The following is a 25,388-nucleotide window of genomic DNA, read 5'->3' as shown; positions in this document are numbered from 1 at the left end:
GCCCGACGAGGAAAGACGGACAAATGAGCCTGTACACGCCTGATCGCCTGGAACCCTCCGACGGTACCGACGTCGTGGGCGTCGACCAACGCAGAGGCGAAGACAACGGTCGCAACGACGGGGACGGGTCGCAGCGGCCGACGGTCACGGTCGTCGTACCTGCCATGAACGAAGCCAAGAACCTCCCGCACGTTGCCGCGCGGATGCCGGCCGACATCGACGAGATCGTCTTCGTCGACGGACATTCCGTCGACGACACGGTCGAGGTGGCCAGGAGCCTCTGGCCGGACGCCACGGTCGTGACACAAAGCCGAAAAGGCAAGGGCAATGCCTTGGCCTGCGGTTTCCTCGCCTCCACGTCGGACATCATCGTGATGATCGACGCCGACGGATCCACCGACCCGGCCGAGATCCCGCTGTTCGTCGGGGCTCTCGTGGCAGGTGCGGACTTCGCGAAGGGAACCCGCTTCGCCGCCGGCGGAGGCAGCTCGGACATCACGTTCAGCAGGAAGCTCGGAAACAAGGCGCTGAACGCCATCGTCAACCTCAAGTTCGGGGCCTCGTTCAGCGATTTGTGCTACGGCTACAACGCTTTCTGGCGCCACCACGTCCCCGTGATGGCATTGCCGTCCGTCGACGCGGCCGAGGCCCAGTGGGGCGACGGCTTCGAGATCGAGACACTCATCAACGTGCGGGTCGCCAACGCGGGCCTGAAGATCACCGAGGTGCCGAGTTTCGAACAGGACCGCATCCACGGCGAGAGCAATCTCAACGCGGTTCGTGACGGGCTCCGGGTGCTGCGCACCATCAGGAGCGAACAGCGCACCCCCGCACCGGACCTGTCCCCGGCCCCCGTCTCGCGAGGCTGAGCAACCATGACGGTGTCCACCCTCGTGTCCTGCTCCGTCGTGATCTGCGCCTACACCACCGAACGGTTGACCGACCTGTGTGCCGCAGTCGACTCGGTGCTCACCCAGAACGTGCCCGTGCTCGAGGTCCTGGTGGTGATCGACCACTCCGAGGAGCTGTTCGCGCGTGCCGAACGGCACTTCGCCGGGGAGACCCGGGTGACCGTGCTGCGTAACTCCGGGTCGAAGGGGCTGTCCGGAGCCCGCAACACGGGCGTGCACGCGGCGCGCGGCGACATGATCGCGTTCCTCGACGACGATGCGCGCGCCGAACCCGACTGGTACCGCGTGTCCGCCGCCCACTACTCCGATCCCGACGTGCTCGGTGTGGGGGGATTCGCCAGGCCCGTGTGGCCCTCGGCCCGCCCGGTGTGGATGCCCGCCGAGTTCGACTGGGTGGTCGGCTGCAGCTACGTCGGCCAACCGACACGTATCGAGCCGGTGCGGAACTTCATCGGCTGCAACATGTCTCTGCGGCGTACGGTGTTCGACGCCGTCGACGGGTTCAGCGACGGGATCGGCCGGGTCGGGAAGACACCGGTCGGATGCGAGGAGACCGAACTCTGCATCCGGATCCGCGCCCACCAGCCCACTGCGCGGCTGCTGTTCGACCCCGCGATGAAGGTGGCGCACCGAGTCAGCGACGACCGCACCACCTTCCGATACTTCCTCTCGCGGTGCTTCCACGAGGGCATGTCGAAGGCGTTGGTCTCCGATCTCGTCGGCGCAGGCGACGCGCTCAGCAGCGAACGCGCGTACACGGCGCGCGTTCTCCCGCGCGCCGTCGTGGTCGGGATCGCGTCCCCCCGGAACGGGGGGCTGGCCCGCGCCGGTGCCGTGGTCGCCGGACTTCTCGTGACCACCGCCGGCTACGCCCGAGGTCTCGCCGGGCTGCGATCGAAGCGGGTGACGGCATGACCGGAACCGTGGACCGCAGGATCGACCTGGTGCCCGCTCTCGTGAGTGACGAGGCACCGACGTGGGACGGGGCCGTCTGGGTCGGCGAACTGCGCGGTCCCGTGCGGGAGGACACCGAGTACCGGCTGGACCGGGCCGAGGGCTATCGGCGTGCCCGGTTGCTCGTGCGGGAAGACCGCGCCCTGCTGGGGTTCGTCGAGGTGGACGTCGAGGACGGCAGCCTCGAACCCGGCGAACTGCGCCGCGCACTGGCCGAACTCGCGCCGGAGGTGGTGCGGGACAGCGCCGTGGCCGCTACCGAATCCCGACCCTCCGTCACGGTGGTGGTGTGCACCCGGGACCGGGTCGACAGCCTGAAGGTCGCCCTGGAATCGATCCTGTCGCTCGACCATCCCGACTACGAGGTGATCGTGGTCGACAACGCATCCCGCACGGATGCCACGCAGCGGTACGTCGCCGAACTCGGTGACCCCCGGGTGCGCGTCGTGACCGAGCCCCGACCGGGCCTGTCGAGGGCGCGCAATGCGGGCGTCCGCGCGGCGAACACGGAGATCGTCGCCTTCACCGACGACGACGTCGTCGTCGACCGGCACTGGCTCACCGAACTCGTCGCCGGCTTTTGCGCCGGGAATGCGGTGGCGTGCGTGTGCGGAATCGTCCCGAGCGGTGAGATCCGCACACCCGCGCAGGCGTACTTCGATCAGCGGGTGGGCTGGGCGAGTTCCTGTGTCCCACGGTTGTTCGACCTCGCGCACCCGCCCGCCGACGTGCCGCTCTTCCCGTTCCAGGTAGGTGTCTACGGAACCGGAGCGAATTTCGCCGTCGACCGGCGGGCAGTGTTCGAGCTCGGCGGTTTCGACGAGGCACTCGGGGCGGGCGCCCCCACCGACGGCGGCGAAGACCTCGACATGTTCTTCCGGGTGCTGCACTCCGGGCGGCAGCTGGCCTACCGGCCCGCGGCGGTCGTGTGGCATCGGCACCGGGCGGACAACGAGGCACTCGCCGTCCAGGCCCGCGGCTATGGTCTGGGGCTCGGAGCCTGGCTCGCCAAGATCGCCCTCGACCCGCGCACCGCCTGGCTCGCCCTACGGATCGCGGTGCGGCAGGCGCCGACGTTTCTCCATCTGTCGCGCAAGATGTCCCACGTCGCGACCCCACCGGACGGCCTCGCCGGCGAACTCCCCGTGGGCATCGGGGCCACCGAGCTGCGGTCCATCGCGCGTGGCCCGTTCGCCTATCTGAAGGCCCGAGTGGAGGGCCGGGATCCGGCACCGATGAGAGGGATGACCTATGACGGCCCATCCTGATCTTGCCGGCTCCGCCTCCCGGGGCGGCCGCGCCGACGGCACCCGGTTCGCCACCTGGTTCGGACCGGAGAATGCGCCGCTGTTCGGTGTCGTCGACCTTCCTGCCGACGGCCGCTGCCGCGGTGCCGTCGTTCTCTGCCCGCCGATCGGGAAGGAACAGGTCGACTCGTATCGCGGAATGGTGTACCTCGCCCAGCAATTGCGGGCTCGGGGGCTCCTGGTGTTGCGGTTCGACTACCGAGGCACCGGTGACTCGCCGGGCGCCCAGGACGATTCCGACGCGGTCGCCGGATGGCTCGACAGCATCCGGACGGCTGTCGACTACGTGCGCAGCTGCGGCATCACGGACATCGGGCTGGTCGGCCTCCGGGTCGGCGCCCTGCTCGCCGCGCAGGTCGCCGCGACGTGCGGTCCGGTGCGGGCCGTGACCTTGTGGGATCCGGTGGTGCGCGGCCGCGCCTACCTGCGCAAGCAGACCGCGCTCCACCAGATGGTGGTCGGCCCCGAGGACGCGGACGATCCGCGGGTCACCCTCATCGGTGCAGTGCTCGCACCGGCCGCGGCTACGGCCCTGTCGGTGATGAGTCTGCGAGCGGCCACCCCGCCGCCGGGCGCGAAGGTCCTGATGGCGTTGCGGGAGAGCGAGGTCGATTCCGTCGGGATGCGTGAGGCCGTCGCGGCCTGGAACGCCGAGAACTTCACAGTTCACGACTACGAATCGTTCCTCGAGCCGGCAGACTTCGTGGTCCGGCTCCCGTTCGGCGACATCGACCGGATCGCCGACTGGATGTCCGCGTCCTTCGGCGACCACCACACCGGTGCCGCACTCGATCTCCGCACCACCGCCGTCGTGGATGGGACCCTCGACGGCAGGCAGATCACCGAGACTCTGGGCTTCGCGGGAGTGTCCGAACTCTTCACGATCCGCACGTCCGTCGCGGCCGAGCGGGGTGCGGCGAACAACCCTGCGGCACCGACGGTGATTCTCCACGGCACCGCCAACGAGCACCGCGTCGGACCGGTCCGGCTGTGGACCGAGACGGCACGCGAACTCGCGGCCCACGGGATCGTCAGCATTCGCTTCGACCGTCGCGGCACCGGCGACACCGGCATGGTGCAGCACGGCGAATGCACCACCATCTACACGGACGAATCCCGGGACGACTCCGTCGACATCCTCTCCGTCAGCGGTGCGCAGCCCGAATCGGTTGTGCTCGCAGGGATGTGTTCGGGGGCGTGGAATTCGAGTTACGCCGCCCTCCGGCGTCCCGTCCGGGCGGTGGTCCTGGTCAACATGGCGGACTGGACCATTACTCGCAAAGCGTTCGTGAAGCAGTCGACGATGAACGCCGACCGGGGTTCCCTGAAGGGTGCAGCGCTCGCGCTGCTCCACCGGCACGCGGCGACGGCCAAAAAGTACCTGCGAGTGTGGATGCCGTACCGCTGCTGGTTATGGCTGGGCCGGGCCGGGTTGCTGCAGGTGCCGGAGGTCATGCTCGCTCCGCTGAACGACCGTGGCGTGCACACCACCGTCCTCCTCTCACCGATCGACTACGCCGCGTTCGTCGAGAACCACGGAGAGCGCAGCCTTCGCCGGCTCCGGCGCGCCGGATGGAACGGACGCCTGGTGACGTATCCGTCCGGCGATCACTCGCTGTACAGCACCGCCCTGCGGGACAGGGTCCTGCGGGACGTCCTCGCCACCGCGCTCGGTGAACTGACCGTGGACCGCGTCGACGACGCCCGTGACGCTTCCCGGCCGGAGTTGGTCGGGTAGTCATGGGATCCCCGACAGCGACGCAGTCGCAACTACGCGCGAAGCGCCGTGCCGAGCAGCCACCGCGCTCCGCGGGGCGGAATCTGCAGCTCAACTCGATGGCACTGATGCTGTCGAGCGTCGTCACCGGTGGACTCGGCCTCGCCTTCTGGGGCGCGTCGGCGCGATTGTTCCCCGCCGATCAGGTGGGCGTGGCGTCCGCTCTCATCTCGACGGCGATCATGCTGTCGACGCTGTCGAATCTCAGCCTCGGCTCGATGTTCGAGCGCTTCCTGCCCGTGGCGGGCCACCGCGCGGGACCGTTGCTGGTCAAGGGTTTCGCCGCCGTGGCCACGCTGGCCTTCGTGTCGGCCGTCGGGCTCATCGTCCTCGGTCCACGGGACACTCTGTTCGAGAACAACCTGGAAATCGCGATCTATCCGGTGTTCGTCGTCGTCCTCGCCCTCTTCGCCCTACAGGACCAGACCGTCTCCGGGCTGGGCGTGGCCCGCTGGGCGGCGTCGAAGAACGTCTTCCACGCGCTGGCCAAACTGCTCGCGGTCGTGGTGCTCGCGGCGTCGGGGTCGGCGCTCGCCATCGTCGCGTCCTGGGGGGCCACCGCAGCGATCGCCGTTGTGGTCGTGTTGACGTCGATGGGTCTGCGCATCCGGTCCGACCCTCGATACCGGCAGTCACCCGCGCTGCCCTCCAACAAGGAACTCGGAGTGTACTTCGGTTCCTCGTACGGCATTTCGGCGCTGGGGGCCATCGCCCCGCTCGTCGTCCCGCTGATCGTCGTCACCCGGGTCGGCACCGCGGCGAACGCCTACTTCGCAGTGACCTGGTCGATCGTCAGCGCCCTCTACATCATGGTGAACCTCATGGTGGGCCCGTTCGTGGCCGAGGCCGCTGCGCACCCGGACAAGATCGTCAGCCTGTCCCGCCGGTTCGTCCGCACCATTGCCGTGGTCGCGGTGGTGGGCGGGCTCGGCCTGGCCTTCGTCGCGCCGCCCGCGCTCGGATTCATCGGCGACGAATACCGTGCGGAAGGAACGCCTCTGCTCCATCTCGCCGCGGTGTTCGTGCCCCTCACCGTCATCGGCGCCGTCTACGACGGTCTCGCGCGGGTGTACCGCCGGCTGACCCTCGCCGTCGTCACCCAGTGCCTGGCCACGGTGGTCATCATCGTCGGCAGCCTGGTACTCAGCGCATCGATCGGGGTCGCGGGTGTGGGCTGGGCGTATCTCGCCGCGGAGGCGCTCACCGCCGTGATCCTCGCAGGACCACTCATCTCCTGGCTCCGCCGACTCCAGAACCGCTCCAAGTGGGAGCGGTGGCTGGCGAAGAAGAGCGTGAACCAGAAACCGATGTGGCAGGTGTCCGATGTCGACGCATAGAGCGAGTTCCCGCGACCTGATGCGCAGCGGGAGCCGGATGATCACCGCGATCGGTCCCGTCCGACTTCCGAGCATCGGCGAGATCCGGGACACGCTGACGCTGCTCGCGCACGCGGGCGGGCGGCACACCCCGATCGGCGTCGTCCCGACCACCGGGTCACACCGGTGGGAGCACCGACCGCAGGACTTCCTCGGACAGGTACGAGAACTCGGACACTGTACCCGGGAGGAGGTGCCGCAATTGCTGACCCGGCTGGCACGTTCGGGTGCGTCCGCGCACCCACTGAACGTCGCGGTCGCGGGCGATTTCCTCCTGCTCGACATCTCGCACGGACTCGGCGACGGCAGGCTCGCACTGTCTCTCGTCCGTGCCGTCGCCGGTGGACGCACCGGGACGCCGGTTCCGGAATGGGCGCGGACACGTGACAGCGCGCTGCCGCTCGCACGCGCCCTGACCCGGACCTTCACGTCGTCCCCCACACGTGTCGCGCGGCTCCTCGAATCCCTGCCCGCTGCCGCACAGGGTTCCGGATCGGCCGCGGTGGTGGTGCCGTGGCACGGCGCGCCCACCACGGTCATCGCGTCCACAGCGTCCGGGACCACCGCAGAACTGCGTCGCTGGCGAGATCGGGAAATGCCCGGCGCGTCGGTGTCCTCGTTGCTGTTCGCGGCCGTCGCGCGGGCAATGCGCAGTCGTGGCCTGGCGATCGACGACAAGGTCGACGTCCTCTTCGACTGCCGCCGATACCTCCCGGAGGCCGCCACGGTGAACGGCAACTTCGCTGCCCTGGTGCGGTTCTCACTGTCGGACCCGGGTGATGCCGCCGAGATGAGTGCGGCGATCGCGCAGGCCACGGAGTCGGGCCGGCCGCTCGCCTCGCTCGCGCTCAGCACCGCCAAGTTCCGCAGGCGCGAGCGTGCCGGTGTTGCGCACGCAAGGGCCACTCACGTCGCGGCGAACCCCCGGGCGAGGCTCGTGTACTCCGACATGGGAGAGGCCGCACTGCTGGCCGATCTCGACTGGACCGACGAGCCCGGCCGGCGTCTCGTCACCGCGCTGAGCGAACCGGCCGACCCTGCATCGATCGTCTTCAACCTGGTGCGTCGTGGTCCCGACCTGGACGTGTCGGCGTCCCTGCACGACAACGTCTTCGACCCCGAACTCGTCCGCACCGCGCTCGCGGACGCGCTGTGCGACCCACTGTCTCTACTGTCTCGAAGGATCTTCTGACCATGCCCTCACACGTCCTCGAGACTTCGAAGCGGACTCCGCTGTACCTCACCGTTGCCGTACTGCAGTTCTTCGTCGTCGAATTCCTCGTCGCCGGCACGTGGCGCGGTCACTACAGCTACTCCGCCAACTTCATCAGCGACCTCGGTGTCCCGTTCTGCGGCGCGGACGGAAACGCGCCGTGCAGCAAGACGTCACTGCTGATGGACGCGGCGTTCGTGGTGACCGGACTCGCCTACATGGTTGCCGCCGTCCTCTGGTACCGCATCGATCGGGTGCTGCCGCCGGCCCCTGTCGTCTTCCTGGCGGTGGCCGGGATCGGCGGAATAGTGGTCGGTCTCGCGCCGTCGAACACACACTGGGAAGTGCATTCGCTCGGCGCCACGCTGTTCCTCATCTTCGGCAGTCTCTTCACACTGACGACGGCACTCACCGTCTGGCCTCAGCTATCCGGACCGGCAACGTACGTCGCCCTCGCACTGGGGGTACTCGGATTGGTGGGGTACTTCTGCTTCACCTACTCCTGGGACCTCGGTCTCGGCGTCGGTGGTATCGAACGTGTCGCGGCGTACTCGGCGACCCTCGGGTTCGTCGTGTGCGTCCACCTCATGACGCAGCTGCAGTCGGTTCGACGTTCGGCTGTCGTCCGGGTCGGAGACAGTGCCGGTGCATAGGCCGCTGAACCGTCCACGCAGGACCCGCGCCGTGTCCGCGGCAACGGTGTTCCTCGCGCTCGTCTGCATCGGCGCCACCGGGTGGTACGCGTCGAGTGATGTCGCTCAGGCATCGAGGAAGGGCGAGTCGGTGCTCATGTTCGACGATTTCGTCGGGCCCGCCGGAACCTCGCCGGACCCCCGCTACTGGGGGCACGCAGTCGGGGGAGGAGGCTGGGGTAACGACGAGGCCCAGGTCTACACCGACGATCCCGTCAACTCCCGGCTCGACGGCGACGGCAACCTCGTGATCGAAGCGCGCAGCGACGGATCGGGATACACGTCTGCCCGGCTGATCACCCTGGACCGCTTCGCGTTCCAGTACGGCCGGGCCGAGGCACGCATCAAGCTGCCGGGTGGGCAGGGCTTGCATCCGGCGTTCTGGTTGATGGGCACGGACGTCAACCGGGTGGGCTGGCCGCAGTCGGGGGAGATCGACGTGATCGAGACGATCAACGACGCGTCGTTCTTCCACAGCGGGCTGCACGGCCCGTCCGCCGACGGCACACCCTGGGAGCTGAAAGCCGAAGGCAGCGGCACCATGTCGGACGACTTCCACGACTACTGGGTGGAGCGGTCGCCGGACCGGATCACGTTCGGCATCGACGACGCGGTGACGGGCGAGTTCTCGCGTGCCGACCTGGCCTCGGGGCAGGAGTGGGTGTTCGACAAACCGTTCTCCCTGTTGCTGAATGTCGCCGTCGGGGGAGGGTGGCCGGGCGACGTCGGCGCCGACACGACGTTCCCTGCCGCGATGCTCGTCGACTGGGTGAGGGTGACCGATGAGTGATCTCCTCGCTGCGGAGCGCCTCGACTCGAGGGCTCCGGAGCTGGCCCGGTACTACGACGTCGCCGCGTTGGCCTCGGCGGTCGCGGGGCTGGCGTCCCTGGCGCCGCTTCCGTCGTCGGTGAGTGCGGTGCTGCTGACGGTGTTCGTGTTGATCGGACCGGGTCTCGGGGTCGTGACGTGGTTGCGGCTACCGGTCGCCGCAGCCGTCGCGGCGGTCCCCGTCCTCGGGCTGTCCGTGGTGACTGCGGCCACCACCGTCCTGGCCTGGTTCTACCGATGGCCCGCGACGGGTCTGCTGCTGGTGATGGTCGTGGCCGTCGTCGCGTCCGCGCTGCGGCATCGGTGGCACGACACCGGAGCCGAGCCGGTTCGCGCGATGACCGTGCGCCAGGTGTCGTTCCGTCTGTCGCAGTGGTGGCATACTGCCCTCCGCAACCGGCCTCTGATCCTCGTTGCCGTGGCCCTCGCCGTGTGGGTGGTGGTCCTCTTCGGGCTCGGCTCGACTGCGTACTCCCAGTTCGGTCTGCTGTTCGTCGGCAGTGGGCCGGGCGTGGTGGTGTGCGCGCTGATGATGCTCGGCGCGTTCGTCTGGGCGCTGCGCGAGAACCGGATCGGAACCGCGGCGGCCGCCGTGCTCGGCGTGATCGCGGTCGAACGCCTCACCCCCACGCTCATCACCGACGTCCCCATCTACGGGTGGACGTACAAACACCTCGGCGTGGTCGACTACATCCAGCAGTTCCAGACACTGCCGCCCAAAGGCGTCGACATCTACGGCGAGTGGCCGGGCTTCTTCACCGCATTCGCGTGGTTCGGCGACATCACGTCCGCGGACATGATGTCGATCGCCCACTGGTTCGCGCCGGTGATCCACGTACTGCTCGCGGTCGTGATCGCCACTATCGCCCGGCTCCTCGGGTTCGGCATGCGGGTCGCGCTGACGGCCGCGATGGTGGCGGAACTCGCCAACTGGGTGGGGCAGGACTACTTCTCGCCGCAGGCCATCGCCCTCGTCATGGCGCTGGGTGTGGTGGCACTGCTCGTGGTGTCGACGGAACACCGCTCTGCGGCGTACCTGTCGATCCTCGTCTTCGCCGCTCTGGTGCCCACCCATCAGCTGACCCCGTACTGGTTGTTCGGCGTGACGGTGGCCCTGGCGGTGACGCGGAAGATCCGTCCGTGGTGGCTCCCCATTCCCTACTTCGCGATCCTTGTCGCCTATCTCGTTCCCCGGCTGGACATCGTGGCACCGTACGGGCTGCTGTCCGGTTTCAACCCGGTCGACAACGCCACCAGCAACGTGACCGCCGTCGGTACGTTCGGGAAGATCTTCACGTCCACGGTGTGCCGTTCCCTGTCCGCGGGCATCATCCTGCTCGCGGTGATCTGCGCGATCCTGCTCTGGCGCACGAAGCGCCCCGCCTGGGTCGCGACCGTCATGGCGTTCAGCTCGTTCGCGTTGCTGGCCGGTCAGAGCTACGGCGGTGAGGCGATCTTCCGGGTTTATCTCTACGCCGTGCCCGGCTGTGCGATTCTGATCGCCCCGATCCTCGTGGACGCGCTCACGGTCCGGTTCCGATCCGGATTGCTCCGCCGAGTCGTCCCGGTCGGGCTCGCCGGCGGGTTGGCGTACGTCACGTTCGCGGGCCTGCAAGGCTATTTCGGGCTGTGGTCGCTGGTCGTCGGGTATCAGTCCCAGGTGACGTTCGCGCAGGACATCCTCGCGAGCGAGACCGCGCCGACGACGATCATGTCGCTGTATCCCGCCGGTCTCCCGACGCGGGTGAGCGCCGACTACATCAAGTTCGCCGTGGTCGACAAGGATTTCGATCAACCCTTGCTGGCGTTTCCCCCGGACCTGCTGGAGGGCTTCCCGCACGGCGGCCAGATCGAGATGCTCACCGCCGATGCGGCGGAACGCGACGGGGACACGTATCTCGCCTTCAACACGCAGGGCACCGCGGCCATCCGCTATTACGGCTATCTTGCGGACGGGTCCGTCGAGAATTTCGAGGACCAGATGAGGTCCAGCCCCGACTGGTCGGTGTACTCGCAGGACGAGAACAACACCATTTTCCGATACACGGGGCCGCGCAGGTAGCGGCCGCATCACGCGTTCGGTCACGACCGGGGGCCGGCGACGCCTAGCATCTGCTCATGCAGCGGATGCGCTCGACGATGTTCGAGATTGCGTTGACGTGCTCGATGGCGCTGTGCGCACTGTCCCTCACCCCGGCCGTGGCCGTCGCCGCACCCGGAAGCGTCCGGACCGCTTACCCCGGATACACGATGATCGGCAGCGACGAATTCGACGGACCCACAGGTGCGGCGCCCAATCCACTGTTCTGGGGCTACGACCTCGGGGGCGGCGGTTGGGGTAACAACGAGAAGCAGGTGTACACCGATTCCCGGCAGAACTCGCGACTCGACGGCAACGGGCGTCTCGTCGTCGAGGCACGCAGAAACGGTGCCGGTTTCACCTCCGCTCGTCTCGTGACGCGCGGAAAGTTCGACTTCACGTACGGCGTGGTGGAGGCGCGGATCCAGGTGCCGTCCGGTCCCGGGATCCATCCGGCGTTCTGGACGCTCGGCAGCAACATCAACAGTGTGGGGTGGCCGGCCTGCGGCGAGGTCGACATCCTAGAGGTGATCGGGGACGGTTCCCGGTACCACGCGGGTGTGCACGGGCCGACCGTGAACGGTGGGCACTGGGAACGCTCGACGGACGGCTCGATCGGCGCGAATCTCAGCGCAGGGTTCCACGACTACGCGCTGATCAAGGCTCCCGGCCGCATCTCGGTGGGCATCGACGGGAACATCGTCGGCACGGTCACCACGGCGGACCTGAGACCGGAGGAACGCTGGGTGTTCGACGCGCCGGCGTATCTGCTGCTCGACGTGGCTGTCGGCGGAAACTGGCCCGGCCCGGTCACCCCGTCGACACGCTTCCCGGCCACCATGCTGGTCGACTGGGTGAGATTCTCCCAGTGACGCCCCGGACGCCGACGTTTCCGGTGTGAATAGAATCGGTTTCATGGCCGTATCGAACTCCGAGTGCCGCTGCGGCCACCCCTTCTCCGCCCACGAGCATTACCGCGCGGGTACGTCCTGCGCACTGTGTGAGTGCCCGCGTTTCCGGCGACCGTTCTCCCGGTGGATCCGGAAACTCGTGGGCCGGTAGCCGCGCACCAGGATCCGCGCACCTAGTTTGCGCGTGCCTTACGGAGACGCATAAACATACCTTAGGTCTGTTTATGGACTATATTTCAGTATGCACGTCGTGCAAAGATGGATCTCTGGAAACTTTGAATCCAACTATGTAGTGATGGCCGGCGGCAGTTCGGGTGGTGACGATGGGACATCGGACAGCCGAGCGGGTGGGGACCTCGTCGAGTGCCGAGGTCGTGTGGAGAGGCGGTCTGTGGGCGATCGCGGTCGTATTCATCGTCCCGGCGCTGCTGTTCGTGCTGGGTCTGTGGTGGGGATGGGGTGAAGCGTTTACGACGATCGTGATCGCCGACGTGGGCTTGCTGGTGTTCGCCGTGCTCGCCACCGGGTGCGCCGCCTGGGCTGCCTGGGTGGGGCGGGGGATGGGGCGCAACAGCTGGCTGGCGCTGGCGGGTGGGCTGGCCGCCTGGTCGGTCGGCCAAGCCATCTGGTGCTACTACGTGGTGCGCCAAAAAAGTGATCAGATACCGTTCCCCTCCTCGGCGGCTGCGGCGTACCTGCTGTTTCCGGTCGGCGCGTGCGCGGCGCTGTTGCTGTTCCCAGCCGGTGACCGCGGACAGTCCCGTACCCGGCTGATTCTGGACGGAATCATCGTGGCCGGTTCACTGTTCGTGGTGTCGTGGGTGAGCGTTCTCGGCAGCGTGTACCGCGCGGGGAGCGACACCCCGCTCGCCCTCGTGTTGTCCCTCGCATATCCTGTCGCGGACCTGATGATTGCGACGATGGCGATTGTGGTGCTGACCCGGGCGCGGGCCGGGCAACGCCTGACCCTGGGCCTGCTGTGCATCGGGATCATCCTGATGGCGTTGTCTGCCAGCGCCGTCTCCTACCTGACCGCGCTCGGCACCTATCACAACGGCGGTGTGACCGACCTGGGCTGGGTGACCGCCTTCGTCGCGATTGGGCTGGCGGCCCGGTCGAGCACCCGCGAACCGTCACCCGAACCGGTTCCGGTGCAGATTCCGTCCCGGGCACGGTTGTGGTTGCCGTACATTCCGTTGTTGCTGGCCGTCGCCGTCGGCCTGCAGCGGGAGCTGCCCAGCCTGGGCTCGGGCCCGATTCCCGTTGCGATCATGGTCCTGGTATTCGCCTTGCTGGCACGACAGTTCATCGTATTGGCCGAGAACCGGCGGCTGTTGCTGACCGTGGCCCGGCAGGCCTTTCGCGACCGGCTGACCGGACTGGCGAACCGTGCGCTGTTTCTCGACCGGCTCGACCAGGCAGTGCAGCGCCAGCGGCGGGAACTGACACCGATCGTGGTGCTGTGTGTGGACCTCGACGATTTCAAGACAGTCAACGACAGCCTCGGCCATCCCGCCGGGGACGAACTGTTGATCCGCGTCGCCGAACGGCTCACCGGGTGCGTGCGGAGCACCGACACCGTGGCCAGGCTCGGAGGTGACGAGTTCGCGGCACTGGTCGAAGGGAGCGTCGAGGACGCCTTGTCGGCCGCAGATCGGGTGCTGGAGGCATTCATCCCGCCGTTCGTCATCGACGGTGTCGCGCTCTCCATCCGTCCCAGCATCGGGCTGACCATCGCCACATCCGAGGTCCCCGACGCCACGACCGAGAGCCTGCTCAAACAGGCAGATTTGGCAATGTACGCGGCCAAACGCTGCGGCGGCGGCTGCCTTCGCAGTTTCATGCCGAATCCGGCCGGCTTCGACGAGATCGACCGGCGGCCCTACGTCGACCGCCCCACTCCCCGCACCATCGACACCGGTCCCGGGGTGGTCGAGACCATGCCGCGAGCCGTGGGACCCGTAACAGACCAGGCTCTCTCGGGGTGGGGCGACCCGACTGGATTGACGTCGGCCCACAGCCGAACACGGCCGTTTCGGGCCGGCTGGGTGTCGCCACCCGGTCGGTCACGGTGCGGTGTGATGGCGGTGCCCGGGGTTCTGCTGATCGGTGCGGTCCTGTACGGGATCTCGATCGCGGTAGGTGATCAGGCGGGCTGGATCGTGCTGCTCGAGGCGCTCTACGACGGACTGGCGCTGTCGGCCGCCCTCGTGGTCGCCGCTCGCGCATGGTGTGTGCCGGCCGAGCGCCGGGCGTGGTGGCTGATCGCGCTGGGGCTGACAAGCTGGTGTGTGGGCGATGTCGTGGCGATGTCGTGGGTGCCTGAGGGGCAGTCCCCATCGGTGGCCGATCCGCTGAAATTGGCGCTCTACCCACTCGTCTACATCGGGCTGGTGTTGCTCCTGCGCGCGCGAGCGCGGCGACTACCGGCCGAGATCTGGTTGGACGCCCTCACCGCCGGGTTGACGCTGGCGGCGCTGGCAGCGGCCCTCGCATTCGGTCCGATCGAGTCGGTGGCGAGCGGATCGCCCGCAGCGGTGATCGTCGGGTTGGCGTACCCGGTGGGAGACGTGCTGCTCCTGGCGCTCGCCGTCGGGGCGCTCGCGGTGCTGGGTTGGCGTGCCGAGCAGCGGTGGGTGTTGCTGGTTGCGGGGTTCATGCTTTTTGCGGTGGCCGACACGATCTACCTGTTCCGAAGTGCTGACGGCTATGTCGAAGGCACGTGGATCGATGCGCTCCCGCACGCCGCGGTGTTGCTGGTGGCCGTGGCCAGTTGGCGGGCCCCCGGTCGACGGCGGTCCGGTCAGCTGCCCGGACTGGCGATCTGGGTCCCACCACTGGTGTGCACCGCGGCGGCGGTGGGCCTCCTGGTGCTCGACCACGATGCGCGGCTACCGCGGCTCGCGGTGGTTCTGGCCGCGCTCAGCCTGGTCGCGGTCGCGGCCCGATTCGCGGTGACGTTCCGGGAAGTCGTCGTCCTGGCCGACAGCCACCGCCAGGCGAGGACCGATGACCTCACGAACCTGGCAAACCGGCGGGCGATAATGGCCGCGTTGACGGCCGCATACTTCGACCAGGTGGCACAGCCGATCGGACACACCCACCGTCCGGGTCCGGGCATGCTGCTGATGGATCTGGACCGCTTCAAGGAGATCAACGACTCCTTCGGACGGTACGTGGGCGATCAATTGCTGTGCCAGGTCGCGGACCGGCTGTCCCGGTCGGTGCGGCCGGGGGATCTGCCCGCCCGACTCGGCGGCGACGCGTTCGCTGTTCTGCTCCCGGCAGAGATCGACATCACGACCGCCTGTGCACTGGCTGGTCGTCTCCTCGAAGCGTTGCGCGAGCCGTTCCACCTCGATGAGATCACCGTGCACGTCGAGGCGAGCATCGGGATCGCCCTCTGCCCACAACATTGCACCAACCCCCAGGACTTGCTGCAGCGCGCCGGAGTAGCGATGTATCGCGCCAAGTCCGACCGCCGCGCGCTCGCGGTGTACGACGCCGCCGAGCACCAACGCAGCATCGACGAGAGGCAGTCCATCGAGGAGTTGCGCACGGCGATCGCCGGCGACGAGCTCACGTGCTACTACCAACCCAAGGTCAGTGCGTGCGACGAGCAGGTGCACAGCGTCGAGGCGCTCGTTCGATGGGAGCACCCCCGTCACGGCTTACTCCTGCCGGATCAGTTCCTTCCTCGTGCCGAACAGTCGGGACTGATGCGCCCACTGACGACGAGAGTGCTGCAGGTTGCTTTGGGTCAGGCGCGCAGCTGGCTCGATCGCGGGATATCGCTGACCGTCGCGGTGAACCTGTCGGTCACGAATCTGCTCGACGCAGACCTGGTTGCCGAGATCGACCGACTCCTGAAGGACTTTCGACTACCCGCCGACGCACTCATCCTGGAGATCACCGAAAGCGTTCTGATGACCGACTACGTGCATGCGAGGACGGTGGTCGAGGCGCTGCAGGCGCTGGGAATCGGATTGTCGATCGACGACTACGGCACCGGGTGGTCTTCCCTGGCCTACCTGCAGGACCTGGCTGTCGATGAGCTCAAGATCGACCGTGTCTTCGTCGCGCGCCTTGCCAGCGATCCTCGATCGGTCGCGATTGTGCGCTCGACAGTGGAGCTCGCGCACAGTCTCGGTGCGTCGCTGGTCGCCGAAGGCGTCGAAGACGAGGACACCTTACGGGCCCTGCGTCGATACGGCTGCGACGTCACCCAAGGGCATTACCACGGCCGCCCGCTACCCGCCGAACAACTCGACCTTCGGTCGATCGGCGGACCTACCGCTACGTGAACAGGCCCTGACCCCAGTACTGCCCCTCGGCGAGGCCGGGTGGGCAGGCGAAGAGGGCGGAACCGACGTGCTGGATATACTCGTTCATCGCGTCGGTCCTGGACAGGTTGAGCTGCATCGGCACGAACTGTTCCTGCGGGTTGCGGCAGTAGGCGATGAAGAAGAGTCCGGCGTCGAGGTGGCCGAAACCGTCGGAGCCGTCCGTGAAGTTGTATCCGCGACGCAGGATCTGGATGCCGCCGAGTTCCTGAGCGGACGCGAGCCGCACGTGCGCGTCGACGTCGATCACCGGGTCGTGACCCTTCTTGGAATCGAAGTCGAGTTCGTCGAACTCCGCCTTGCCGCTCAGGGGAGCGCCGGTGCCTTTGGACCGGCCGATCACTCGTTCCTGCTCGCCGAGCACGGTGCGGTCCCACTGTTCGATGAGCATGCGGATCCGCCGCGCCACGAGGTACGCGCCGCCGCCCATCCACGCCTGGTCGTCGCCGGACGCCACCCACACGTGCTGGTCGAGGACACCGGGTTCCTCGGCCTTGATGTTGTTCGTTCCGTCCTTGAACCCGAACAGGTTTCGCGGCGTGTCCTGAGTGGTCGACGTCGACGAGGTGCGGCCGAACCCCAGCTGTGACCAGCGGACCGAGGCTGTCCCGAACGCGACGCGCGCCAGGTTGCGGATGGCGTGCACGGCCACCTGCGGGTCGTTGGCGCACGCCTGGATCGCGATGTCGCCGCCGCTGCGCGCCGGGTCCAGGTTGTCCGCCCGGAAGTGCGGAAGCTCTTCGAGCGCGGCGGGCTTCTTGGACGCGAAGCCGAACCGGTCGTCGAACAGTGAGGGCCCGAACCCGATGGTGAGCGTCAGCTGGGACGCGGGCAGGCCGAGCGCCTCACCGGTGTCGCTGGGCGGAACGTAGGCGCCGTCGCCGATGGCGCCGTCCGGGGTGGCCTCCTCGCCGGCCGTCATCCGCGCGGCCATCTCAGTCCACTTCTTCAGGAGCGCTTCGAGTTCCTCACGGGACTTCGTGGTGACGTCGAACGCCACGAAGTGCATCCGGTCCTGCGCCGGCGTCACGATGCCTGCCTGGTGTTCACCCCGGAAGGCGACGACGTCGGCGTGCGAGAACGGCGGTTCGGCTGCGGTGGCGCGCCCGACCACTGCACCGGCGCCGGCGAGGGCGGCACCCGCCCCGACGGCGCCGAACAGACGTCGTCGGGACATACCCTTGCGCTCGTCCGCCGAGGTGGTCGTGTCGGTCGTACCGGTTGGATCAGTCATGATCATGCGCCTGCTACTACGCCCTGAACCTGGCTGACCTCGGCCGAGAGGGCGTCGATCTTGCGCGACAGTTCCTGGCGCTGTTGTTCGTTGACAGTGTCATAGAAGACGAACCCGTCACCCTGACGGTACTGGGCGAGTTCGGCATCGAGGTCCGCGAATCGCTGGGTGATGTTCGCGGCCAGTTCGGGATTGCGTTCTTCGATGATCGGTTGCAGTGCGGCGACCGCGGCCTGCGAGCCGTCGACGTTGGCCTGGAAGTCCCACAGGTCGGTGTGCGAGAAGATGTCTTCCTCACCGGTGATCTTCGACGTCGAGATCTCGTCGAGCAGCCCCTGCGCGTCGCCGGCGATCTTGGTGGGGTCGATCGTGTAGTCCTCGGCGTTCACCTGGTCGGCGAGGTACTGGACGTCGACGACGAGTTGGTCGGCGATTGCGTTGGTGTCGGGCTGGGGACCGGTGACCCACAGATCCTTCTCGAGCCTGTGGAAGCCCGTCCATTCCTGCCCGGGTTCGAGGTCGGCCTCCCGCAGGTCGAGCTTGGGGTCGAGCTCGCCGAAGCTCTCCGCCTCGGGCTCGATGCGCTCGTAGTAGGTGCGGGAGACGGGGAAGAGTGCCTTGGCCTGATCGATGTTGCCCGACTTGACGGCGTCGACGAACTGCTGCGTGGTGTCCTGCAGGGCGACGACCTGACTGCGGATGTAGCGGCGGTAGCCGTCGGCGGCCTCGGCGAGCTGTCCGCTCTCGTCGGATGCGCTCATCGAGTCGCCGGTGACGGTGAAGTCCTGGCGGATGCCGTTGCCGACCATGCCGGGCTTGCACGCGAGTTGATAGGTGCCCGCGTCGGGCAACGACACGATGAGCTGGCGGGTGAGGCCGGGACCGATGTTCTCGACCTCACCCATCGCCCGGTCGCCCTCGGCGAACACGTAGAACTCGGTGACCTTGGTGCCGTTGTTGGTGACCTGGAACGTGCTGTTGCCGGTGGTCCCGGAGTCGGTGCTGACGTCACACGTGTCGTCGCTCGCGGTGACGGTGATGTCGTCCGTGCTCGCGGTCGACTTCTCGGTGCAGCCGGCGAGCGCCAGCGGCAGTACGGCGACCGAGGCGAGGGCGAAGGTAGTGCGGCGCGTGGTCTTCATGGGCGGAAGTTGCCTTTCATGAAACGGTCTCGTCGGGGGTGGGAGAGGCGGTGCGCTCGGGTGCCGCGGGGGCGGGTGTGGGTGCGGAGACCGGCCGGAGGAACAGGAACAGGACCACTACGACGTATACGACCCAGGCGACGGCCTGGAGGACGGTCGGGTCGGGCCGGAAGTTGAAGATGCCGGCCAGGACGGTGCCGTACCAGCTGGAGGCGTCGTAGCCGCCGGAGATGTCGAAGGCGAGTGCCGAGCCGCCGGGCAGGACGCCGCCGATCTGCAGGGCATGGATGCCGTACCCGAGGATTCCGGCGGCGACGATGATCAGGAAGACGCCGGTGTACTTGAAGAATTTTGCGAAGTCGAGCCGGACGGCACCGAAGTACAGCAGGACCGTGAGGACCGCGGCGGCGACGATGCCGAGCAGGAGCCCGACGAGCGGCCAGGCGCTGCCCGCCGTGTTCTCGGCGTACCCGACCATCAGGAGCGCGGTCTCGACGCCTTCCCGGCCGACGGCGAAGAAGGCGAGGGTGAGTACCGCGACGGGACCGGCGACCAGCGCTTTCTCCATGCCGGCCTTGAGGTCGTGGGAGATGGTTCGCGCGGCTTTCCGCATCCACAGCACCATGACGGTGACGATCGCGACCGCGACGAGGGACGCGACGCCGGCGATGATCTCCGCGGTCAGTCCGGTGACGGTGGACGTTCCGTAGTGGATGACGAGAAAGATGGCCGCCACCATCACCACGGCGATGCCGACGCCGAGCCACACCCATTTGAGGGCGTCCTTGCGCTGCGCTTTCACGAGGAACGCGGCGAGGATCATCACGACTATGCCCGCCTCGAGTCCCTCGCGGAGACCGATCAATCCACTGCCGAACAGCTGTGTGGCGATCGACGGCGCGGTCCCTGCGGCGAGGACGGACATGCACACTCCTGGGCGAGGCGAGGTCGAGCCGAGTGGTCTGCAAGGTTGGGTAGGCAACCTTGCGATAGGCAAGGCGAACCTTAGCCTGAGGAAAACATACACCGCGCCTCCTTGTCCGAAGAAGCCCTCACCAGCACTTTTACAACCCTTTACCTTTGGTGTGTTGCCTCGCCGTGACCCCGCGCGGTGTGGGGGCCGTCTCGCGTGGCCGGGATCGACGAATTTCGTGTGGATGATGGAGACGTGAACCGATATCCCGCGCGGCCGAAACGTCGTTCCCGATGGCCCGGACCGCTGTTCGCTCTTCTCGCGGCGACGGTTGTCGTGGTTCTCGCCTACGGCGCCTGCTCGCGGGAGCAGCAACCGAGGATCGCGATACCGGAGGGCATCCCACCCGGGCCGGGGGCGGCCACCCCGCCGATCGACATCAACGCGCCGGGACGTTCGGCGGATCAGCTGCACGAATGGTCCGCCGGGCTGGCCGACGCGATCGGCGTCGGAAGCACTGCGCTCGAGGCGTACGGCTACGCGGCGACGGTGATGGCCGAGACGAGGCCGCAATGCGGGATCGGGTGGACCACCCTCGCCGGAATCGCGAGCGTGGAGAGCCGGCACGGCACCCACGCCGGTTCGACGGTCGGGCCTACCGGTCAGGTGACGCCCGAGATCCGGGGCATCCCCCTCGACGGGGGACCGGGTGTCGCCGAGATCCCGGACACCGACCGCGGGGCGATGGACGGCGACCCGGTGCACGACCGCGCCATGGGTCCCCTCCAGTTCATTCCCGAGACGTGGAAGCGGTGGGGGGTCGACGCGAACGGTGACGGGGTGGCCGACGCCGACAACATCGACGACGCGGCGTTGACCGCCGCCCGCTACCTGTGTGAGCGCGGCGGCGACCTCACCGCTGCGGAGGGCTGGCAGTCGGCGCTGATGGCCTACAACCTGTCGGGCGAGTACCTCACGCTGGTACGCGACCGGGCGTCCGCCTATTCGGTCGGGGTTCGCCCGTGATCCTTCCGCCACCCCCTCGTGACGTGATCGACGCCACATCGGTAGGTGTCGTTCGGGCGGCTCGCCGTCCGCGGGGCGCGCCATCCCGCGCCGGTTTCGGTGTGCCGTTACGCTGTGTGCTGGCACGATCTGGTGTCCCTGGCACGATCGGACCGGTCGGTGCACAGTTGTGAAGCCCATATAAGGAGAATCAGCAAGTGGCCATCATTGAGCAGGTCGGAGCCCGTGAGATCCTCGATTCCCGTGGTAACCCCACGGTGGAGGTCGAGGTGCTGCTCGACGACGGAAGTTTCGCCCGCGCCGCGGTTCCGTCGGGTGCATCCACCGGTGAGCACGAGGCCGTCGAACTGCGTGACGGCGGTGACCGGTACGGCGGCAAGGGTGTCGAGAAGGCCGTCGAGGCCGTCCTGAGCGAGATCGCCCCGGCCATCATCGGGATCGACGCCACCGAGCAGCGGACCGTCGACCAGGCCCTGCTGGACGCCGACGGCACTCCGGACAAGTCGCGTCTGGGCGCCAACGCGCTCCTGGGTGCGTCGCTGGCAGTGGCCCGCGCGGCCGCCGAGTCGTCCGGTCTGGAACTCTTCCGTTACGTCGGCGGCCCCAACGCCCACGTCCTTCCCGTCCCGATGATGAACATCCTCAACGGAGGTGCGCACGCCGACACCGGTGTCGACGTCCAGGAATTCATGGTCGCCCCGATCGGTGCCGCCACGTTCAAGGAGTCGCTGCGCTGGGGCGCCGAGGTCTACCACGCCCTCAAGTCGGTGCTGAAGGAGAAGGGCCTGGCCACCGGTCTCGGTGACGAGGGCGGCTTCGCCCCCGACGTCGCGGGCTCCAAGGAGGCACTGGATCTGATCAGCGTCGCGATCGGCAAGACTGGCCTGGTCCTGGGCACCGACGTGGCGCTCGCACTCGACGTCGCGGCCACCGAGTTCTACACCGACGGCACCGGCTACAAGTTCGAGGGCAGCAACCGGACCGCGGCCGAGATGTCGGCGTTCTACGCCGAGCTGGTCGATGCCTACCCGATCGTGTCCATCGAGGATCCGCTGGACGAGGACGACTGGGACGGCTGGGTCGCCCTGACCGATCAGATCGGCAACAAGGTCCAGCTCGTCGGCGACGACCTGTTCGTCACCAACCCGGAGCGTCTGGAAGAGGGCATCGTCAAGGGCGCCGCGAACGCGCTGCTGGTGAAGGTCAACCAGATCGGCACGCTGACCGAGACCCTCGACGCCGTCGACCTCGCGCACCGCAACGGCTACAAGACGATGATGAGCCACCGGTCCGGTGAGACCGAGGACACCACCATCGCCGACCTCGCGGTCGCCGTCGGCAGCGGTCAGATCAAGACCGGTGCCCCCGCACGCAGCGAGCGCGTCGCCAAGTACAACCAGCTGCTGCGCATCGAGGAGAACCTGGGCGACGCCGCGCGCTACGCCGGCGAGGTCGCGTTCCCGCGGTTCGCGTTCGAAGGCTGACGTTCGACAGTCGAGTAAGGGGTGTTGGGGTAGGTGGCACAGCGCGGCAGGCTGCGGTCGTCCGGAGCAAGTCCGGGCGGCCGGGGCTCCGGGCGTGGTGAACGGGCCCGCGGAAACCGGGCGGACGGCACTCCCGGCGGAGCGCGGCGCCCCCGCACCACCAAGTCGACGACGCCGGGCCAGGCCGACGGCAAGCCGGACGCCGTCGACGGCGCCGACACCGGCAAGGTGCTCCCTGGTCGCGCCCGCCCGAGACGGGTGGGCGCGACCGGGGCCGCCCGGATTACACGCTCCGACCACACGATCCTCGGGCTGTCGACGGGCCAGGCGCTCGTCCTCGTGATGGTCGTGCTGCTTCTCGCGCTCACCCTCGCAGTTCCGCTGCGCAACTACCTCACCCAGCGTGGTGAAGCGGATCGTATTGCGGCGGAGCAGGTTCAGCTCGAGAAGGATCTGCAGGAACTGCGGATATTCGAGGAGCGCTACTCCGACCCTGCCTACATCGAGGCGCAGGCACGCGGCCGGCTCCGGTGGGTGAAGCCCGGCGACACCCCGTTCCAGGTGCAGCTGCCCGGCGACTACAAGGAACCGGAGAAGCCGGAGGAGAAGGACGCCGAGATGGCAGGCCCCTGGTACTCCGACCTGTGGAAGACCATTTCAGAACCGCCGGCCGCGCCCGAGGTGCAGCCGGCACCGGCTCCGGCGCCCCCCGTGGTGCCGCCGCCCGTACCGCCAGAACCAGGAGAACCCACCGGGTGACCACTTCGTCCGACCCGTCCAGCCCCGTGCCGCAGGAAGACCTCGACGCCGTCGCCGCCCAGTTGGGCCGCGAACCGCGTGGAGTGCTCGAGATCGCGTACCGCAGTCCCGACGGCAAGCCCGGCGTCGTGAAGACCGCGCCCAAACTTCCGGACGGAACACCGTTCCCGACGCTGTACTACCTGACCGATCCGCGACTGACCGCGGAGGCCAGCCGGCAGGAGTCCGCGGGGGTGATGCGTGACATGACCGAGCGTCTCGGGCAGGACCCGGAACTCGCGGCCGCGTACCTGCGCGCCCACCAGTCGTATCTCGCCGAGCGCGACGCCATCGAGCCCCTGGGAACGGACTTCACCGGCGGCGGAATGCCCGAGCGCGTCAAGTGCCTGCACGTGCTGATGGCCCACTCGCTGGCGAAGGGACCGGGCGTCAACCCGCTGGGCGACGAATCGGTGGCGCTCGCCGCGTCCGCGGCAGGCGGAAAGCTGAGGGGCACCGCGATTCCCGCGGACTGGCCCGGCATCGACGACATCGAAAGTCCCGAGCAGTGACCCGCGTCGCCGCCGTCGACTGCGGCACGAACTCCATCCGTCTGCTCGTCGCCGACGTCGACGAGCACGGCGTACTGCACGACGTCCGTCGCGAGATGCGCGTCGTCCGGCTGGGACAGGGCGTGGACGCCACCGGACGTCTGGCGCCCGAGGCCATCGAACGCACCCGAGTCGCGTTGAGCGAGTACGCCGGAATGATCGCGGACGCCGGCGCCACGGCCGTCCGCATGGTGGCCACGTCCGCCACCCGCGACGCGTCCAATCGGGAAGACTTCTTCTCGATGACCCGTGAGGTGCTGGGCGCCGTCATCCCCGGCGCCGGGGCCGAGGTCATCACCGGCGACGAGGAAGCACGGCTGTCGTTCAACGGGGCAGTCGGGGAACTCGATCCGTCGCAGGGACCGTTTGTGGTCGTGGACCTCGGCGGCGGTTCGACCGAAGTGGTGCTGGGCGACGAATCCGGCGTCCACGCCGCTTTCTCCACCGACATCGGATGCGTGCGCATCACGGAGCGCTGCCTCCACGACGATCCGCCGACACCGGCACAGGTCGAGGAGGCCCGCGCCTTCGCGCAAGAACGTCTGGACGAGGCGTTCGCGCGTGTCCCCGTCGAACAGGCCCACACCTGGGTGGGTGTCGCCGGAACGATGACCACGATCGCCGCGCTCGCCAAAGAACTGCCCGAATACGACGCCGAACAGGTACATCTGTCGCGCATCCCGATGCCCCGGCTGCGGGAGGTCTGCAACTCGCTGATCGCCATGACCCACACCGAGCGGGCCGCGCTCGGCCCGATGCACCCAGGGCGCGTCGACGTCATCGGCGGCGGCGCGATCGTGACCCTGGCGCTGGCCGACGCATTCGAGAAGAAGGCGGGCATCGACCAACTCGTCGTCAGCGAACACGACATCCTCGACGGAATCGCATTGTCGATCGCCTGAGCTAGGGTGATCTGCGCACGGTCGCCGAGCGACACCCTCGGCGACCGGTAGCCCCTATAGCCCAATTGGCAGAGGCAGCGGACTTAAAATCCGCACAGTGTCGGTTCGAGTCCGACTGGGGGCACCATTAAACCGCAGGTCAGAGTGGGTGTAGGCTGCGGCGGGGCGTTCGAACACCCACTTCGGTGTCACAGAATGTCACAACTCAAAATAACTGCCCTCTTGTAACCCCGGTGGGACTGCCTGGCCGTATGCAGCCTGAAACGTGCCACATGTTGCAATCCGGACACCGCTTGAGGTAACCAAATCATCCGGCGTGCCAAGTCGGTCAGCGGTGACGCACACTCATGTGACGCACACTCGCATGACGAGCGCTGGTGCGGACTTCAGCTTCGATTAGTTCGGCCTCAGAGTGTTACCAAGGCGCGTTGACCGGCTTTGTTCGTAGGCGGCTTTGGCTCCGGACGATCATGTTAATTAACATGATCACGAGGCAGCGGCATCAGTCGCGAAGTGCAGCTGTCGTAGACAATTTCGTCGTATAGGGCGTAGGACAGCCACACCCCGCATGGAGCCTGCTCCAGAGCAGAGGTGTCGACCGCTGTCAGCCGTATGGGTCGCCCGCGCTTGGCGCTCAGATTCGCCAGGAACTGTTCCCTGTTCCACGGCGCGGGCACCAAGTCCTCGAACTCCCGCCGAGCGCGCATCACCTTGAATGCAGAATCGTCCATCGGGTCCCCCTCCCGAGGTACACCATACAAATGACGACCCCATCGGTCCACTGGTAAGGCTTTGGAAGGTGGGTCTGCCACGACGCTGAGGGATAGGAAACTGCCGTCTTCAGACTCTAAGGGCCTGTGACAAAATAATGTCGCTTTAGCTGGTTTCGGGCGTTACCGTTGAGCTATGACGGATGTGGCGGACTCGGTGGCGCGGCGGTATGCC

Annotated in this window: 20 protein-coding genes and 1 tRNA gene; 17 read left to right on the top strand and 4 right to left on the bottom strand. The window is 67.7% G+C overall.

Annotation, left to right across the window (positions count from 1 at the left end):
• Window positions 1–23 precede the first annotated feature (23 nt).
• The 11 genes from ACFWAY_RS19360 (at window position 24) to ACFWAY_RS19310 (ending at window position 16,354) form a co-directional block, all read left to right on the top strand.
• The gene (locus ACFWAY_RS19360) at window positions 24–869 is read left to right on the top strand and encodes a glycosyltransferase family 2 protein (protein WP_378511714.1); all 846 of its coding nucleotides are present in this window, start codon (window positions 24–26) and stop codon (window positions 867–869) included.
• A 6-nt stretch (window positions 870–875) separates the two neighbouring features.
• Window positions 876–1,826 carry a glycosyltransferase family 2 protein gene (locus ACFWAY_RS19355; protein ID WP_378511713.1) on the top strand — a complete coding sequence of 317 codons (951 nt, stop codon included), beginning with the start codon at window positions 876–878 and terminating at the stop codon, window positions 1,824–1,826.
• Window positions 1,823–3,133, top strand: coding sequence for a glycosyltransferase family 2 protein (locus tag ACFWAY_RS19350; protein ID WP_378511712.1), 1,311 nt, complete (start codon window positions 1,823–1,825; stop codon window positions 3,131–3,133). The genes ACFWAY_RS19355 and ACFWAY_RS19350 overlap by 4 nt, the downstream gene beginning before the upstream one ends.
• Window positions 3,117–4,910, top strand: coding sequence for an alpha/beta fold hydrolase (locus ACFWAY_RS19345; RefSeq protein WP_378511711.1), 1,794 nt, complete (start codon window positions 3,117–3,119; stop codon window positions 4,908–4,910). Before ACFWAY_RS19350 ends, ACFWAY_RS19345 begins: the two co-directional genes overlap by 17 nt.
• A 2-nt stretch (window positions 4,911–4,912) precedes the next feature.
• Window positions 4,913–6,286 (top strand): lipopolysaccharide biosynthesis protein, encoded by a 1,374-nt coding sequence (locus tag ACFWAY_RS19340; protein WP_378511710.1) that lies wholly within the window; start codon window positions 4,913–4,915, stop codon window positions 6,284–6,286.
• Complete coding sequence (locus tag ACFWAY_RS19335) at window positions 6,273–7,517, top strand: hypothetical protein (protein WP_378511709.1); 1,245 nt, start codon at window positions 6,273–6,275, stop codon at window positions 7,515–7,517. Before ACFWAY_RS19340 ends, ACFWAY_RS19335 begins: the two co-directional genes overlap by 14 nt.
• 2 nt (window positions 7,518–7,519) lie before the next feature.
• Window positions 7,520–8,191 (top strand): DUF998 domain-containing protein, encoded by a 672-nt coding sequence (locus ACFWAY_RS19330; protein ID WP_378511708.1) that lies wholly within the window; start codon window positions 7,520–7,522, stop codon window positions 8,189–8,191.
• Window positions 8,192–8,222: 31 nt separating this feature from the next.
• Entirely contained in the window at window positions 8,223–9,020 is a 798-nt protein-coding gene (locus tag ACFWAY_RS19325) for a glycoside hydrolase family 16 protein (protein WP_378511707.1), read from the top strand.
• Window positions 9,013–11,121, top strand: coding sequence for a hypothetical protein (locus tag ACFWAY_RS19320; RefSeq protein ID WP_378511706.1), 2,109 nt, complete (start codon window positions 9,013–9,015; stop codon window positions 11,119–11,121). The genes ACFWAY_RS19325 and ACFWAY_RS19320 overlap by 8 nt, the downstream gene beginning before the upstream one ends.
• Before the next feature lie 56 nt (window positions 11,122–11,177).
• Window positions 11,178–12,011, top strand: a complete 834-nt coding sequence (locus tag ACFWAY_RS19315; protein ID WP_378455361.1) for a glycoside hydrolase family 16 protein — start codon at window positions 11,178–11,180, stop codon at window positions 12,009–12,011.
• A 362-nt stretch (window positions 12,012–12,373) separates the two neighbouring features.
• Window positions 12,374–16,354, top strand: a complete 3,981-nt coding sequence (locus ACFWAY_RS19310) for a diguanylate cyclase domain-containing protein (RefSeq protein ID WP_378511705.1) — start codon at window positions 12,374–12,376, stop codon at window positions 16,352–16,354.
• On the opposite strand, the gene efeB is transcribed toward ACFWAY_RS19310, so the two are convergent.
• Genes efeB through efeU form a run of 3 tightly spaced genes read right to left on the bottom strand, consistent with a single transcriptional unit; the run spans window position 16,347 to window position 19,694 of the window.
• Complete coding sequence (efeB, locus tag ACFWAY_RS19305; protein WP_378455363.1) at window positions 16,347–17,627, bottom strand: iron uptake transporter deferrochelatase/peroxidase subunit; 1,281 nt, start codon at window positions 17,625–17,627, stop codon at window positions 16,347–16,349. The genes ACFWAY_RS19310 and efeB overlap by 8 nt on opposite strands.
• Window positions 17,628–17,629: 2 nt before the next feature.
• Window positions 17,630–18,769, bottom strand: coding sequence for an iron uptake system protein EfeO (gene efeO, locus ACFWAY_RS19300; RefSeq protein ID WP_378455364.1), 1,140 nt, complete (start codon window positions 18,767–18,769; stop codon window positions 17,630–17,632).
• A gap of 16 nt (window positions 18,770–18,785) precedes the next feature.
• Window positions 18,786–19,694, bottom strand: coding sequence for an iron uptake transporter permease EfeU (gene efeU, locus ACFWAY_RS19295; RefSeq protein ID WP_378455365.1), 909 nt, complete (start codon window positions 19,692–19,694; stop codon window positions 18,786–18,788).
• Between the two features lie 243 nt (window positions 19,695–19,937).
• Here efeU and ACFWAY_RS19290 point away from each other — a divergent pair, with 243 nt between their 5' ends.
• The 6 genes from ACFWAY_RS19290 to ACFWAY_RS19265 all read left to right on the top strand — a co-directional run bounded on the left by ACFWAY_RS19290 (window position 19,938) and on the right by ACFWAY_RS19265 (window position 24,570).
• Entirely contained in the window at window positions 19,938–20,708 is a 771-nt protein-coding gene (locus ACFWAY_RS19290) for a lytic transglycosylase domain-containing protein (RefSeq protein WP_378511704.1), read from the top strand.
• Between the two features lie 197 nt (window positions 20,709–20,905).
• Window positions 20,906–22,192 (top strand): phosphopyruvate hydratase, encoded by a 1,287-nt coding sequence (gene eno / locus ACFWAY_RS19285; RefSeq protein WP_378511703.1) that lies wholly within the window; start codon window positions 20,906–20,908, stop codon window positions 22,190–22,192.
• A 33-nt stretch (window positions 22,193–22,225) separates the two neighbouring features.
• Complete coding sequence (locus ACFWAY_RS19280; protein WP_378511702.1) at window positions 22,226–22,951, top strand: septum formation initiator family protein; 726 nt, start codon at window positions 22,226–22,228, stop codon at window positions 22,949–22,951.
• Window positions 22,948–23,502 (top strand): DUF501 domain-containing protein, encoded by a 555-nt coding sequence (locus ACFWAY_RS19275; RefSeq protein ID WP_378455369.1) that lies wholly within the window; start codon window positions 22,948–22,950, stop codon window positions 23,500–23,502. The genes ACFWAY_RS19280 and ACFWAY_RS19275 overlap by 4 nt, the downstream gene beginning before the upstream one ends.
• Window positions 23,499–24,443, top strand: coding sequence for an exopolyphosphatase (locus tag ACFWAY_RS19270; RefSeq protein ID WP_378455370.1), 945 nt, complete (start codon window positions 23,499–23,501; stop codon window positions 24,441–24,443). The genes ACFWAY_RS19275 and ACFWAY_RS19270 overlap by 4 nt, the downstream gene beginning before the upstream one ends.
• Window positions 24,444–24,493: 50 nt before the next feature.
• Window positions 24,494–24,570 (top strand) — tRNA-Leu (locus ACFWAY_RS19265).
• 346 nt (window positions 24,571–24,916) lie between these two features.
• On the opposite strand, the gene ACFWAY_RS19260 is transcribed toward ACFWAY_RS19265, so the two are convergent.
• Window positions 24,917–25,174 (bottom strand): hypothetical protein, encoded by a 258-nt coding sequence (locus ACFWAY_RS19260; protein WP_378511701.1) that lies wholly within the window; start codon window positions 25,172–25,174, stop codon window positions 24,917–24,919.
• Between the last annotated feature and the right edge of the window lie 214 nt (window positions 25,175–25,388).

It is taken from the genome of Rhodococcus sp. NPDC059968 (assembly GCF_042738615.1).
Lineage (GTDB): Bacteria > Actinomycetota > Actinomycetes > Mycobacteriales > Mycobacteriaceae > Rhodococcus_F.
This window is presented reverse-complemented; position numbering and strand designations above follow the sequence as displayed.

Bases quoted from the DNA above. Each gene is read 5' to 3' on its own strand.
- ACFWAY_RS19335 (WP_378511709.1), top strand. From the start codon at position 6,273: ATGTCGACGCATAGAGCGAGTTCCCGCGACCTGATGCGCAGCGGGAGC.
- efeO (WP_378455364.1), bottom strand. From the start codon at position 18,769: ATGAAGACCACGCGCCGCACTACCTTCGCCCTCGCCTCGGTCGCCGTA.
- ACFWAY_RS19315 (WP_378455361.1), top strand. From the start codon at position 11,178: ATGCAGCGGATGCGCTCGACGATGTTCGAGATTGCGTTGACGTGCTCG.
- ACFWAY_RS19360 (WP_378511714.1), top strand. From the start codon at position 24: ATGAGCCTGTACACGCCTGATCGCCTGGAACCCTCCGACGGTACCGAC.
- ACFWAY_RS19340 (WP_378511710.1), top strand. From the start codon at position 4,913: ATGGGATCCCCGACAGCGACGCAGTCGCAACTACGCGCGAAGCGCCGT.
- ACFWAY_RS19355 (WP_378511713.1), top strand. From the start codon at position 876: ATGACGGTGTCCACCCTCGTGTCCTGCTCCGTCGTGATCTGCGCCTAC.
- ACFWAY_RS19310 (WP_378511705.1), top strand. From the start codon at position 12,374: ATGGGACATCGGACAGCCGAGCGGGTGGGGACCTCGTCGAGTGCCGAG.
- ACFWAY_RS19350 (WP_378511712.1), top strand. From the start codon at position 1,823: ATGACCGGAACCGTGGACCGCAGGATCGACCTGGTGCCCGCTCTCGTG.
- efeU (WP_378455365.1), bottom strand. From the start codon at position 19,694: ATGTCCGTCCTCGCCGCAGGGACCGCGCCGTCGATCGCCACACAGCTG.
- ACFWAY_RS19320 (WP_378511706.1), top strand. From the start codon at position 9,013: ATGAGTGATCTCCTCGCTGCGGAGCGCCTCGACTCGAGGGCTCCGGAG.
- efeB (WP_378455363.1), bottom strand. From the start codon at position 17,627: ATGACTGATCCAACCGGTACGACCGACACGACCACCTCGGCGGACGAG.
- ACFWAY_RS19345 (WP_378511711.1), top strand. From the start codon at position 3,117: ATGACGGCCCATCCTGATCTTGCCGGCTCCGCCTCCCGGGGCGGCCGC.
- ACFWAY_RS19260 (WP_378511701.1), bottom strand. From the start codon at position 25,174: ATGGACGATTCTGCATTCAAGGTGATGCGCGCTCGGCGGGAGTTCGAG.
- ACFWAY_RS19330 (WP_378511708.1), top strand. From the start codon at position 7,520: ATGCCCTCACACGTCCTCGAGACTTCGAAGCGGACTCCGCTGTACCTC.